An 11,360-nucleotide genomic window follows, 5' to 3' on the forward strand; every position below is an offset into this window, starting at 1 on the left:
CTTTGGGGGGGGAGTGTTTTTTTTGTTTTCCCCTGGAGGGGTTTGCAGCTCTTCTTCCCCCCCCCCCCCCCCCCCCCCCCCAACGCACGACTCGATCAGTTGTAGGAGCTCACCGAGGCGGCGATGATCACGAAGAAGATCACGTAGATCAGGATGATCAGGACCCACCACGCGGCGCCGGCGATGATGCCGATCTTGCCCCACTTCTTGGCGTCGTCCGCCGCGGCCTGGGCCTGCTGGTACTGGCCCTGGGCCCACAGGTTCTGCACCGAGGTGGCCTTGATCAGCGACGGGATCGCGAACGGCCAGCACAGGAAGATCGAACCGATGCCCCAGCCGATGTTGTTGTTCGGCGGGGCGCCACCGGGCTGCTGCCCGTAGGGGTTCGGCTGGCCGTACGGGTTCTGCTGCCCGTAGGGGTCGGGCTGGCCGTACGGCTGCTGGGGCATCGGCCCCGACGGCGGACCGTATCCGCCCGGCTGCTGACCGTACGGCTGCTGCGGGTTGGGCCCCGAAGGCGGGCCGCCATAGGGATTAGTCACGATTGATCCTTTAATCGTCGAACAAAAAAAGCCAGGTGTCCTTGCCCGTACGCAAAGAGTCCGGCCAGCAACGTACCTGAGACGCACTCAGGTCATGGTGGGTTCCACGGATTCCGCGCCGAAGTTGTGATCAGAACCCCAGCTTGCGCAGCTGCTTGGGGTCGCGCTGCCAGTCCTTGGCGACCTTGACGTGCAGATCCAGGTAGATCTTGGTGCCCAGCAGCGCCTGGATGTGCTTGCGAGCCTGGGTGCCGACGGCGCGCAAGCGCTCCCCGCCGCGGCCGATGACGATCGACTTCTGGCTGGAGCGCTCGACGTAGAGCACCGCGTGCACGTCGATCAGGTCCTTGCGGCCCTCGCGGGGGATCATCTCCTCGATGGTGACGGCCAGCGAGTGCGGCAGTTCGTCGCGCACGCCCTCCAGCGCCGCCTCCCGGATCAGCTCCGCGATGAGCGTCGTCTCCGGTTCGTCGGTGAGCTCGCCGTCCGGGTACAGCTGCGGGCCCTCCGGCATCTGCGCGACCAGCAGATCGGCCAGCACGTCGACCTGGAAGGAATCCACTGCGGACACCGGCACCAGGTCGGCGAAGTCCATCACCTGCTGCAGGTCCAGCAGCTGCTGCGCGACCTGCTCCTTGCTGACCAGGTCGGTCTTGGTGACGATGCCCAGCACCGGGGTGCGACGGGCCACCTTCTTCAGCTGCTCGGCGATGAACCGGTCGCCCGGGCCGACCTTCTGGTCGGCGGGCACGCAGAAGCCGACCACGTCCACTTCGGACCACGTCTCGTAGACCAGGTCGTTGAGCCGCCGCCCGAGCAGGGTGCGCGGCCGGTGCAGGCCGGGGGTGTCGACGATGATCAGCTGCGCGTCGGGGCGGTGCACGATGCCGCGGATGGCGTGCCGGGTGGTCTGCGGCTTGCTGGAGGTGATCGCCACCTTCGAGCCGACCAGACTGTTCGTCAGCGTCGACTTCCCGGCGTTGGGCCGGCCGACGAAGCAGGCGAATCCGGAGCGGTGCACATCTGCGGAGCTGGTCACCGCACCATTGTGACCGGCCCGCCCTGGCCGCAGCACAGAGGGCATCCACCGCCGAGTGCCCCGAGGCCTGGCAGGCACCCCGGGACGCAATTTCAATGGAAATCGAAGGTCCGATTTCCATTGAAATTGCGGAAGTTGTCCACAGTCTCCGGCGTGTCGAGGCACGACACGCCGATGATCCGCAGTTTCAATTGAAACTGCGTCCCGGGGCCGGAGCTCCGACGCCCTGGACCGGTGTCCGAGTGCCTCAGGGTGGCGAGGTTCCAGGGGGCGAAGCCGGGTTACGCCTGGAGAACGCCTGCGACGGCGCCGGTGGCGTCCGCGCGGAGGATCTGCGCAGTGCGAGTGAGGTCGTGGACCGCCGCGACCGAGTCGGCGTCGACGGCGTCGGCGTCGGTGACGACCGCGGCCGCTTCGAGGCCCTCCGCGCCGCTGGCGACGGCTGCCGCCACCGCCGCCTGCAGGGCGGTCAGCCGCAGGGACGGGAGGGCGACCGTGCACGCCGCGTAGGTGCGGCCGTCGGTGTCGCGCACCGCCGCGCCCTCGGCCGCTCCGGTGCGGGCTCGGGACGACCGCGCGAGCGTGACGATCTTGGCGTCCTCCGGGTCGATCTCCTGCGGGGCCACCGCTTCGACGTGCTCAGCCACGGGCGTTGCTTCCCTCCTGGTCGGCACCGCGCAGCGGTGCTTGATCTGCGTTCACCGGGCGGACGAGCAGCGCATTGATGCGAATCCGCCCGCGGTGGTCCTTGCCGCCCTCGGCGCGCAGCCGCAGGCCGGCGATCTCGGTCTCCGCGCCGGGCAGCGGCACGCGACCGAGCCGCTGCGCCAGCAGCCCGCCGACGGTCTCCACGTCGGAGTCGTCGAGCTCCACGCCGAACAGCTCGCCGAGGTCCTCGACCGGCAGCCGCGAGCTGACCCGGACGGTGCCGTCGTCGAGCCGTTCGATCGGGCGGTGCTCCTCCAGGTCCGACTCGTCGGTGATCTCGCCGACGATCTCCTCGATGATGTCCTCGATGGTCAGCAGGCCCGCGGTGCCGCCGTACTCGTCGACGGCGATGGCCAGGTGGCTGCGGGAGAGCTGCATCTCGCCGAGCAGCTCGTCGAGCCGCTTGGTGTCCGGCACGAAGCTGGCCGGGCGCATCAGCTCCGCCACCGTCGGCCCGGTCGGGTCGCGGCCGGCCAGCACGGCGCTGGTCAGGTCCTTGAGGGTCACCACGCCGACGATGTCGTCGATGCTCTCACCGATCACCGGGACGCGGGAGAAGCCGGAGCGCAGGCACAGCGCCACCGCCTGCCGGGCGGACTTGGTCTGCTCGATCCAGATGATCTCGGTGCGCGGCACCATCACCTCGCGGGCGAGGGTGTCGCCGAGCTCGAAGACCGAGTGGATCATCTCCCGCTCGCCCGCGGCCACCACGCCGCGTTCGCCGGCGAGGTCGACCAGCTCGCGCAGCTCCACCTCGGTGGAGAACGGGCCCTCGCGGAAGCCCTTGCCGGGGGTGATCATGTTGCCGATCAGGATCAGCAGCCTGGTCAGCGGGTTGAGCAACCTGGCCAGCACCCGCACCGGCGCGGCCACCTTGAGCCCGATGCCGTACGGGTGCTGCCTGCCGAGGGTGCGCGGGCCGACGCCGACCAGCACGTAGGACGCCACCAGCATGATCAGCCCGGCGATCACGACCGCCCACGCCTCGGAGTCGGCCAGCCGCAGGGCCACCACGGTGACCAGCACCGTCGCGCCCATCTCGCACGCCAGCCGCAGCAACAGCAGCAGGTTGACGTGCCGGGGCCGGTCGGCGAGCAGCTGCGCGAGCTGCTTGCCGCCGCCGCGGCCCTCGCGGACCAGTTCGTCGACGCGGGCCCGGGAGGCCACGGCGATGGCGGATTCGGAGGCCGCGAAGACCCCGGCCGCCAGCACCAGCAGCACCGCGATGATCAAGAACGCAGTGGAACCGGTCAAGTCCACCGCCGGCTCCCCTAGTTGGCGTTGGCCGGGCCGCCCTGCGGCGACTCCGGCTCGTCCAGCCCGACGGCGCCCAGCACCCGGGCGTCCGCGCTGCGCTGCGCCTCAGCCCGCTCGGCCTCGTCGCGGGCCTCGCGGTACTCGGCGAGGATGCGGTTCTGCAGGCCGAACATCTCCCGCTCCTCCTCCGGCTCGGCGTGGTCGTAGCCGAGCAGGTGCAGCACCCCGTGCACGGTGAGCAGGTGCAGCTCGTCCAGCAGGCTGTGCCCGGCCTTGCGGGCCTGGTCCTTGGCGAACGCCGGGCAGAGCACGATGTCGCCCAGCAGCGCCGGGCCGGAGCCCGCGGAGTCGGGGCGGCGGGCCGAGTCGTACTCGTCCATCGGGAACGACATCACGTCGGTGGGACCGGGCAGGTCCATCCACCGCTCGTGCAGGTCTGCCATCACGTCGAGCTCCACCAGCACGATGGACAGCTCGGCGAGCTGGCTGACGCTCATCTTGTCGAGGGCGAACCGGGCGACCGAGACGATGGTCGCCTCGGGCACTGCGACGCCGGATTCGTTGGCGATCTCGATGCTCATGCTCGTCCTCGTCGTTGCCCGTTGCGCCGGCCCGACCGGGCGTGGTCGTCGGCGTCTTCCAGGGCGTGCCAGCGGTCGTACGCGTTGACGATGTCGGTGACCAGCCGGTGCCGCACCACGTCGTGGCTGTCCAGCAGCGCGAAGTGCACGTCGTCGACGTCGCCCAGGATGTTCTGCACGATCTTCAGCCCGCTGCGCTGGCCGCCGGGCAGGTCGATCTGCGTGACGTCCCCGGTGACCACGATCTTGGAGCCGAAGCCCAGCCGGGTCAGGAACATCTTCATCTGCTCGGGCGTGGTGTTCTGCGCCTCGTCCAAGATGATGAACGCGTCGTTGAGGGTGCGGCCGCGCATGTAGGCCAGCGGCGCGATCTCGATCGTGCCTGCCTGCGTCAGCCGCGGCACCGACTCCGGGTCGACCATGTCGTGCAGCGCGTCGTACAACGGCCGCAGGTACGGGTCGATCTTCTCGTAGAGGGTGCCCGGCAGGAACCCGAGCCGCTCGCCGGCCTCGACGGCGGGGCGGGTGAGGATGATCCGGTTGACCTGCTTCGCCTGCAGCGCCTGCACGGCCTTGGCCATCGCCAGGTACGTCTTGCCGGTACCGGCGGGGCCGATGCCGAACACCACGGTGTGGTGGTCGATGGCGTCGACGTAGCGCTTCTGGTTGAGCGTCTTGGGGCGGATCGTCCGGCCGCGCCGGGACACGATGTCCAGGCTGAGCACGTCGGCGGGCGACTCGCCGTGGTCGGCCGAGAGCATCGCGACGCTGCGGCGGACGATGTCCGGCGTGAGTTGGCTGCCCTTGGCGATCAGCGCGATCAGCTCGGCGAACACCCGTTCGGCGAACGCGACCTCCGCGGGATCTCCGGACAGCGTCACCTCGTTGCCCCGGACATGGACATCGGCGGTGAGCAGGTCCTCCACGACCCGAAGGTTCTCGTCCCTGGATCCGACCAGCGTCAGCACGACGTTGTCGGGAACGGTCACCTTCGACTGCGCTGTCGCCTCTTGGGCTGCGGTCTGGGGGTGCTCTCCGGACTGGGCGGCGGCTCCACCCGCTGCAATACCGGCCACGTGTTTTCGGGCCCGCTTTCTGCGCGTTCGCGCGGGTCGTTCGGTCAGTTCTCCCTGGCGTCGATGGTAGTCCACCCGGCAATCAGTTTGCCGCCGTCACCGCAACCTCGACGCGGCGTGGATCAGCCCCTGAGCGGCCCGCCGGTGAGCCCGCCGAGCGGTTCGCCGCCGAGGAGGTGCAGGTGCACGTGGAAGATCGTCTGGCCCGCGTCGGCGTTGGTGTTGAACAGCAGCCGGTAGCCGGATTCCGCGATGCCCTCCTGCTCGGCGATGTCGCGGGCGAAGGTGATCAGCTCGGCCAGCAGCTCCGGGTCGGCGGCGGCGAGCTCGGCGACGTTGCGGTAGCGCTTCTTCGGCACGACGAGCACGTGCGTGGCGGCCTGCGGGTTGATGTCGCGGATCGCGATGACGCGGTCGTTCTCGCGCACGACGTCCGCCGGGATTTCGCGCGCGATGATCCGCAGGAAAAGGGAGTCCATGTCGCTCATGCCCGGAAGATTAGCCGAGCGGTCCAGTGCGGTTCGATCATCGCGGGGCCGGTTCCGGTCGCATCCCGGCACGCTGCGCCGCAACCGGGTCTGGGGGTTGTCCCGTTTGCGGCGCAGCTCTCGCCGGACCGAGGGGGGAGGTGTCCGGCGAGTGCTGGGGTCCGATGCCCCGTGCGGCACCGGTCGCGGCAAAACCTCACCGCGATCTTTCGCACACGAAGCGTATCTCTGCGTCAGCCGTTCGCGCTACGGATAGCCCAAAGTTTTTGATCTTCTTAGCGGTACGTGACCGCCGATCGCGTGGGATGACAATTTTGCGGAAAATTGACCTTCACCCGAGTGAGTGAGAATTTCCTGCTAATTGCGCCCTTCGCAATCAGGACCAGCGGTCGGTGCGAGCGCCGAGGGCGCCGAGGGCGACTGCCGCGGCCGTGGAGGCGCGCAGGACCGTCGGGCCGAGACGGACGACGTGCGCGCCGGCGTCGGCCAGCGCCGCGAGCTCGTCGCCGGTCACGCCGCCTTCCGGGCCGACGATCAGGACGAGTTCGCCGGCCTCGGGCAGCTCGACGGACGCCAGCGGCGCGGTCGCCGACTCGTGCAGCACCAGCGCCGCATCGGCCCCGCGCACCAGCTCCGCGAGCTGCTTGGTGCTCACCGGCTCGTCGACCGGTGGCGTCCACGCCCGCCGCGCCTGCTTCGCCGCCTGCGCGGCCGTGCTGCGCCACCGCGCCAGCGCCTTCGCGCCGCGCGGGCCGTCGTCCCACTTCGCCACGCACCGGGCGGCGCGCCACGGCACCACCGCGTCCACGCCCGCCTCGGTGGCCAGCTCCACCGCGAGCTCCCCGCGATCGCCCTTGACCAGTGCCTGTGCCAGCCGGACCCGCAGACCCGGCTGCGGAACCTGCCAGGTCTCGGACACCGCGAGCTGCAGCGAGTCCTTCGCCGCGGCCAGCACTTCGCAGCGCGCCATGCCGCCCTGCCCGTCGGAGAGCAGCAGCTGCTCACCGGCCCGCAGACGGCGCACGGTGGCCGCGTGCTTGCCCTCCGGGCCGTCCAGCGTGGTCGCGCCGACGGCAGGCAGCCGGTCGACGGAGAACACCGGCAGCGAGGATTCCGACACTTCCGGCCTCAGCTCTCGTCTTCGCGGCGAACCGTGTGCGAAACCACTCGGTCAGCGGTGGCCGAACGAGCGGAAGCGGGAGAACAGCCCGTGCCGGCTGCCGTTGCCGTTGGCGGTCACCGTCGGCTCCGGCTGCTCCTCGCCGCGCAGCGTGGCGAGCTGGCGCAGCAGGTCGGACTGCGCGTCGTCGAGCCGCGTCGGCACCACGACGTCGAGGTGCACGTGCAGGTCGCCGTGCCCGCTGACCTTGCCGTTGGACCGCAGCTTGGGCAGGCCACGGCCGGCGAGCACGTGCTCGGTGCCGGGCTGCGTGCCCGGCTCGACCGTGAGCTCCTCCTGGCCGCCGTCGAGCGTCTCCAGAGTGAGCACGGTGCCCAGCGCGGCCGCCGTCATCGGCAGCTCGACGGTGCAGTGCAGGTCCGCGCCGTCGCGGGTGAACCGCTCGTGCGGCAGTTCCTCGACCTCGACGAACAGGTCACCGGCCGGCCCGCCACCGGGCCCGACCTCGCCCTCGCCGGCCAGCCGCACCCGCATCCCGTCGCCGACCCCGGCCGGGATCTTGACGGTGATGGTGCGCCGCGCGCGGACCCGGCCGTCGCCGCCGCACTGCTGGCACGGGTCGGTGATGACCTCGCCGAATCCGCGGCACACCGGGCACGGCCGGGACGTCATGACCTGTCCCAGGAACGACCGCTGCACGGACTGCACCTCGCCGCGGCCACCGCAGGTGTCGCAGGTCGACGGGGCGCTGCCGACGCGCGAGCCGCCGCCGTCGCAGGAGTCGCAGAGCACCGCCGTGTCCACGGTGATGTCGCGGTTCACGCCGCTGGCGCACTCCTCCAGCGTCAGCTCCAGCCGCAGCAGCGCGTCCGAGCCGGGCTGGACCCTGCTGCGCGGTCCGCGGCCGCCGCCACCGGCGCCGCCGCCGAAGAAGGCATCCATGATGTCGCCCAGCCCGCCGAACCCGGCGAAGGGGTCTCCCATGCCGCCGCCGGCACCGCCGCCGTTGCCCAGCGGATCCCCGCCGAGGTCGACCACCTGCCGCTTCTTGGGGTCGGAAAGCACCTCGTAGGCGGTCGTCACCTCCCGGAACCGCTCCTGCGCGGCCTCGTCGGGGTTGACGTCCGGGTGCAGTTCCCGCGCGAGCTTGCGATACGCCCGCTTGATCTGCTCGGGTGTCGCGTCCCTGGCCACCCCGAGGGTCGCGTAGTAGTCCCTGGCCACCTTCTCAGTACTTCCTCTGCTCGATCAACGAGTTGTCGCCGGTCAGGCGTCGGTGAACAGTCACCGACCGACCAGGATCTCACCCACGTAAGCGGCGACGGCCCGCACGGCCGCCATGGTCCCCGGGTAGTCCATCCGCGTCGGACCGACCACCCCCAGGCCTCCCAGCACCATGCCATCCGAACCGTATCCGGTCGAAATCACCGAGGTCGTCTGCATCTCCTTGGCCTCGTTCTCCATCCCGATGCTGACCCGCACGGTGCCCGAATCGCGGGCCGCGGCGAGCAGCTTGAGCACCACGACCTGCTCTTCGAGCGCCTCCAGGACCTGGCGCAGCGAGTTGGGGAAGTCGGCGACGTTGCGGGTCAGGTTGGGCGTGCCGCCGAGCAGCATCCGCTCCTCGGGGTGCTCGACCAGCGATTCGATGAGCACGCTGCACACCCGGATCAGCGCGTCGCGCAGCTCCGACGGCGCCTGGTCGGGCAACTCGGCCACCGCGGCGGAGGCATCGGCGAGCCGCTTCTCGGCCATCGAGGCGTTGAGCACGTTGCGCAGCCGGGCCACGTCTTCGTCGGTGATCACGTCGCCGAGGTCGACCATCCGCTGGTCGACGCGCCCGGTGTTGGTGATCAGCACGAGCATCAGCCGCGCCGGGGTGATGGTGACGACCTCGACGTGCCGGACGGTCGACCGGGTCAGCGTGGGGTACTGCACCACGGCGACCTGCTGGGTGAGCTGGGCCAGCAGCCGCACGCTGCGGCGCATCACGTCGTCCAGGTCCAGCGCGCCTTCGAGGAACTTGTGGATGGCCCGGCGCTCGGCCTCCGTCAGCGGCTTGACCTCGTGCAGCCGGTCCACGAACAGCCGGTAGCCCTTGTCGGTGGGCACCCGGCCGGCGCTGGTGTGCGGCTGGACGATGAAGCCGTCCTCCTCAAGCGCCGCCATGTCGTTGCGGACCGTGGCGCTGGACACACCAAGGTTGTGGCGGTCGACGAGGGCCTTCGAACCGACCGGTTCCTTGGTCGACACGTAGTCGGCCACGATCGCCCTCAGCACCTCGAACCGGCGTTCATCCGCGTTCACACGCCACCTCCTCCGCACCTCGGCAGCGGCCCGAAGACCGCAGTGCTCATGCTCATGCTCAGCGCCCGGGCGACGCCCGGGTACCACCATCGAGTTTACGGTGTTCGTGCACCGGAGCCGAGACCCGCGGGCGCGCGGCGGTAGCCTGCGGCCACGACGACGGGCGCCGGTTCGATCCGCCGAACGGGCGGTGCACTCCCGCCGCGGCGGCGGTACCCGCAGGTGGACCAATCTCGGTGGGCGCCGGATTCGGCCGTTCGCCAGGAGGTGCCGTGATCTTCAAGGACGTCCGGGAGGGGCAGCCGTACCCCGACCACGGGCTGTCGCTGCGGGACTGGGCGAACGTGCCGCCGCGCCCGGTGCGGATGGAAGAGCTGGTCACCACGACGAAGGTGCTGCACCTGGACCGCCTGCTGAGCCCGGACTCGACGTTCTTCGGCGACCTGTTCCCGCACGTGGTCCGCTGGCACGGCGAGCTCTACCTGGAAGACGGCCTGCACCGGGCGCTGCGATCGGCGCTCCACCAGCGCACGGTCCTGCACGTCCGGGTCTTCGACCTCGACGCCCTCCGCTTGAGCCCGGAATCTCCCCAATTTTAGGCAAAATTGGGAAGATCACCGGCCCGGAAGCCGGCGGGCACCGCGAAAGATCCCCAATTTTAGGCAAAATTGGGGCCTCGGACCGCAGTGGAACCCCGGGTCACCGCGAGAAGCGCCCAATTTTAGGCAAAATTGGGAAGCCGGCTCGCGGTGCTTCGAGTGGGAATGGCACCGGGCGAACCGGATTGCTTACGTGATCAGGCGTTGGACGACTCCGTCGGCGAGGAGGCGGCCTCGGTCCGTCAGGACGCAGCGGCCCGCCGTCAGTTCTTCGCGTTCCAGGAGACCGTCCGCCGCCGCTTGCTTCGCCGCCACCCGGCCCTGCTCGTCCAGCGCTTCCACCGGTAGGCCCGTCGCCAGGCGGAGTTCCAGCATGATCCGCTCGATGCGCTGGTCTTCGACGCCGAGGCGCTCCCGCCCCGCCGCCGGCGAGGCGCCCTCCGCCAGCACCGTCGCGTAGCGGGCCGGGTGCTTGACGTTCCACCAGCGGACGCCGCCGACGTGGCTGTGCGCGCCCGGCCCGGCGCCCCACCAGTCGCCGCCCTGCCAGTAGCCGAGGTTGTGGCGGCAGCGCGCCGCGTCGTCGCGGGCCCAGTTCGACACCTCGTACCAGCCCAGGCCCGCGTCACCGAGGACGCCGTCGATCAGCTCGTAGCGGTCGGCGAGCACGTCGTCGTCGGGCATCGGCAGCTCGCCGCGGCGGACCTTGCGGGCCATCGCGGTGCCGTCCTCCACGATCAGCGCGTACGCCGAGACGTGGTCGACCCCGGTGGACAGCACCGCGTCCAGCGAGGCCCGCAGGTCGTCGTCGGTCTCCCCCGGCGTGCCGTAGATCAGGTCCAGGTTGACGTGCTCGAAGCCGGCCGCGCGCGCCTCGCCGACCGCCGCGACCGCGCGGCCCGGCGTGTGCCGCCGCTCCAGCACCCGCAGCACGTGCTCGGCGGCGGACTGCATGCCCAGCGACACCCGGTTGTAGCCGGCCTCGCGGATTCCGGCGAAGAACTCCGGCGACGTCGATTCCGGGTTGGATTCCGTGGTGACTTCCGCCTCATCGGCGAGCCCGAACGACTCGCGGATCGCGGTCAGCACCTCGCCCAGCCGCTGCGCACCGAGCAGGGATGGCGTGCCGCCGCCGACGAACACCGTCTCCGCCGCGGGCGCCGCCTGGCCGCCCGCCGCGAGCACCCCCGCGCCCAGCTCCAGCTCCGCGCGCAGACCGTCCAGCCAGCTGCCGAAACCCGCCGCTGAGCCCAGTTCGTCGGCGGTGTAGGTGTTGAAGTCGCAGTAGCCGCAGCGGGTGGCGCAGAACGGCACGTGCACGTACACCCCGAACGGCCGCGAGCCCAGTCCGGTCAGGGCCGAGGGCGGGAGCGTTCCGTCGGCCGGGGCGGGTTCGCCGACAGGCAGTTGAGCAGGCACTCCACCACTGTCTCACCATGCGGATGGGGATGGACCGCCCGGTGAGCGCGTGGCACGCTGCCCCTCATGGGTGCGACCTTGCCGAGGCTCTTGCTGGTCACACGCCGCTACGTGGACCTGCGGCGCGTGTCCAGCGCGCTGTGCCGCGCCATGGGTTGATTCCCGCTGCCGCGTTCTGCTTTGTCCAGTCGGCGCCGGGAGCGCCGAGCAGTGAGAACCGTCAC

13 protein-coding genes are annotated in these 11,360 nt (G+C 70.6%); 2 read left to right on the top strand and 11 right to left on the bottom strand.

Annotated features, from left to right (window positions below):
• Nucleotides 1-95 precede the first annotated feature (95 nt).
• The 10 genes from AC07EQ_RS13640 to hrcA all read right to left on the bottom strand — a co-directional run bounded on the left by AC07EQ_RS13640 (nt 96) and on the right by hrcA (nt 9,118).
• Nucleotides 96-542, bottom strand: coding sequence for a CD225/dispanin family protein (locus tag AC07EQ_RS13640; protein WP_132489310.1), 447 nt, complete (start codon nt 540-542; stop codon nt 96-98).
• Nucleotides 543-672: 130 nt separating this feature from the next.
• Nucleotides 673-1,626, bottom strand: coding sequence for a GTPase Era (gene era / locus AC07EQ_RS13645; RefSeq protein WP_478388292.1), 954 nt, complete (start codon nt 1,624-1,626; stop codon nt 673-675).
• A gap of 236 nt (nt 1,627-1,862) precedes the next feature.
• Nucleotides 1,863-2,228: a cytidine deaminase gene (locus AC07EQ_RS13650; protein WP_478388293.1), complete on the bottom strand. Its 366-nt coding sequence runs from the start codon at nt 2,226-2,228 to the stop codon at nt 1,863-1,865.
• Nucleotides 2,221-3,543, bottom strand: coding sequence for a hemolysin family protein (locus tag AC07EQ_RS13655; RefSeq protein ID WP_478388495.1), 1,323 nt, complete (start codon nt 3,541-3,543; stop codon nt 2,221-2,223). Before AC07EQ_RS13655 ends, AC07EQ_RS13650 begins: the two co-directional genes overlap by 8 nt.
• A gap of 17 nt (nt 3,544-3,560) precedes the next feature.
• Nucleotides 3,561-4,127: an rRNA maturation RNase YbeY gene (gene ybeY / locus AC07EQ_RS13660; RefSeq protein ID WP_132489305.1), complete on the bottom strand. Its 567-nt coding sequence runs from the start codon at nt 4,125-4,127 to the stop codon at nt 3,561-3,563.
• Complete coding sequence (locus AC07EQ_RS13665; RefSeq protein WP_358579803.1) at nt 4,124-5,203, bottom strand: PhoH family protein; 1,080 nt, start codon at nt 5,201-5,203, stop codon at nt 4,124-4,126. The genes ybeY and AC07EQ_RS13665 overlap by 4 nt, the downstream gene beginning before the upstream one ends.
• A gap of 122 nt (nt 5,204-5,325) precedes the next feature.
• A complete protein-coding gene (locus tag AC07EQ_RS13670) occupies nt 5,326-5,691 on the bottom strand; it encodes a histidine triad nucleotide-binding protein (protein WP_478388294.1) in 366 nt (121 codons plus the stop codon).
• Nucleotides 5,692-6,067: 376 nt separating this feature from the next.
• A complete protein-coding gene (locus tag AC07EQ_RS13675) occupies nt 6,068-6,811 on the bottom strand; it encodes a 16S rRNA (uracil(1498)-N(3))-methyltransferase (RefSeq protein WP_478388295.1) in 744 nt (247 codons plus the stop codon).
• A 51-nt stretch (nt 6,812-6,862) separates the two neighbouring features.
• The gene (gene dnaJ, locus AC07EQ_RS13680) at nt 6,863-8,035 is read right to left on the bottom strand and encodes a molecular chaperone DnaJ (RefSeq protein ID WP_478388296.1); all 1,173 of its coding nucleotides are present in this window, start codon (nt 8,033-8,035) and stop codon (nt 6,863-6,865) included.
• Between the two features lie 60 nt (nt 8,036-8,095).
• On the bottom strand, nt 8,096-9,118 hold the full coding sequence (hrcA, locus tag AC07EQ_RS13685) for a heat-inducible transcriptional repressor HrcA (RefSeq protein WP_478388297.1): 1,023 nt from the start codon (nt 9,116-9,118) through the stop codon (nt 8,096-8,098).
• 272 nt (nt 9,119-9,390) lie between these two features.
• Between hrcA and AC07EQ_RS13690 the strand changes: the two genes are divergently transcribed.
• Nucleotides 9,391-9,717 (top strand): type II toxin-antitoxin system VapB family antitoxin, encoded by a 327-nt coding sequence (locus AC07EQ_RS13690; RefSeq protein WP_478388298.1) that lies wholly within the window; start codon nt 9,391-9,393, stop codon nt 9,715-9,717.
• Between the two features lie 189 nt (nt 9,718-9,906).
• Here the strand turns inward: AC07EQ_RS13690 and hemW are convergent, their stop codons facing one another.
• Nucleotides 9,907-11,136, bottom strand: coding sequence for a radical SAM family heme chaperone HemW (hemW, locus tag AC07EQ_RS13695; RefSeq protein ID WP_478388299.1), 1,230 nt, complete (start codon nt 11,134-11,136; stop codon nt 9,907-9,909).
• Nucleotides 11,137-11,202: 66 nt separating this feature from the next.
• On the opposite strand from hemW, the gene AC07EQ_RS13700 reads away from it, so the two are divergent.
• Nucleotides 11,203-11,295 (top strand): putative leader peptide, encoded by a 93-nt coding sequence (locus AC07EQ_RS13700; RefSeq protein ID WP_328592488.1) that lies wholly within the window; start codon nt 11,203-11,205, stop codon nt 11,293-11,295.
• The last annotated feature ends 65 nt before the right edge of the window (nt 11,296-11,360 follow it).

It is taken from the genome of Saccharopolyspora sp. NPDC045839 (assembly GCF_056431645.1).

What these genes read in the sequence shown, in the direction of transcription:
- era (WP_478388292.1), bottom strand. Translation starts at nt 1,626, where the DNA reads ATGCCCTCTGTGCTGCGGCCAGGGCGGGCCGGTCACAATGGTGCGGTG.
- ybeY (WP_132489305.1), bottom strand. Translation starts at nt 4,127, where the DNA reads ATGAGCATCGAGATCGCCAACGAATCCGGCGTCGCAGTGCCCGAGGCG.
- AC07EQ_RS13670 (WP_478388294.1), bottom strand. Translation starts at nt 5,691, where the DNA reads ATGAGCGACATGGACTCCCTTTTCCTGCGGATCATCGCGCGCGAAATC.
- AC07EQ_RS13700 (WP_328592488.1), top strand. Translation starts at nt 11,203, where the DNA reads ATGGGTGCGACCTTGCCGAGGCTCTTGCTGGTCACACGCCGCTACGTG.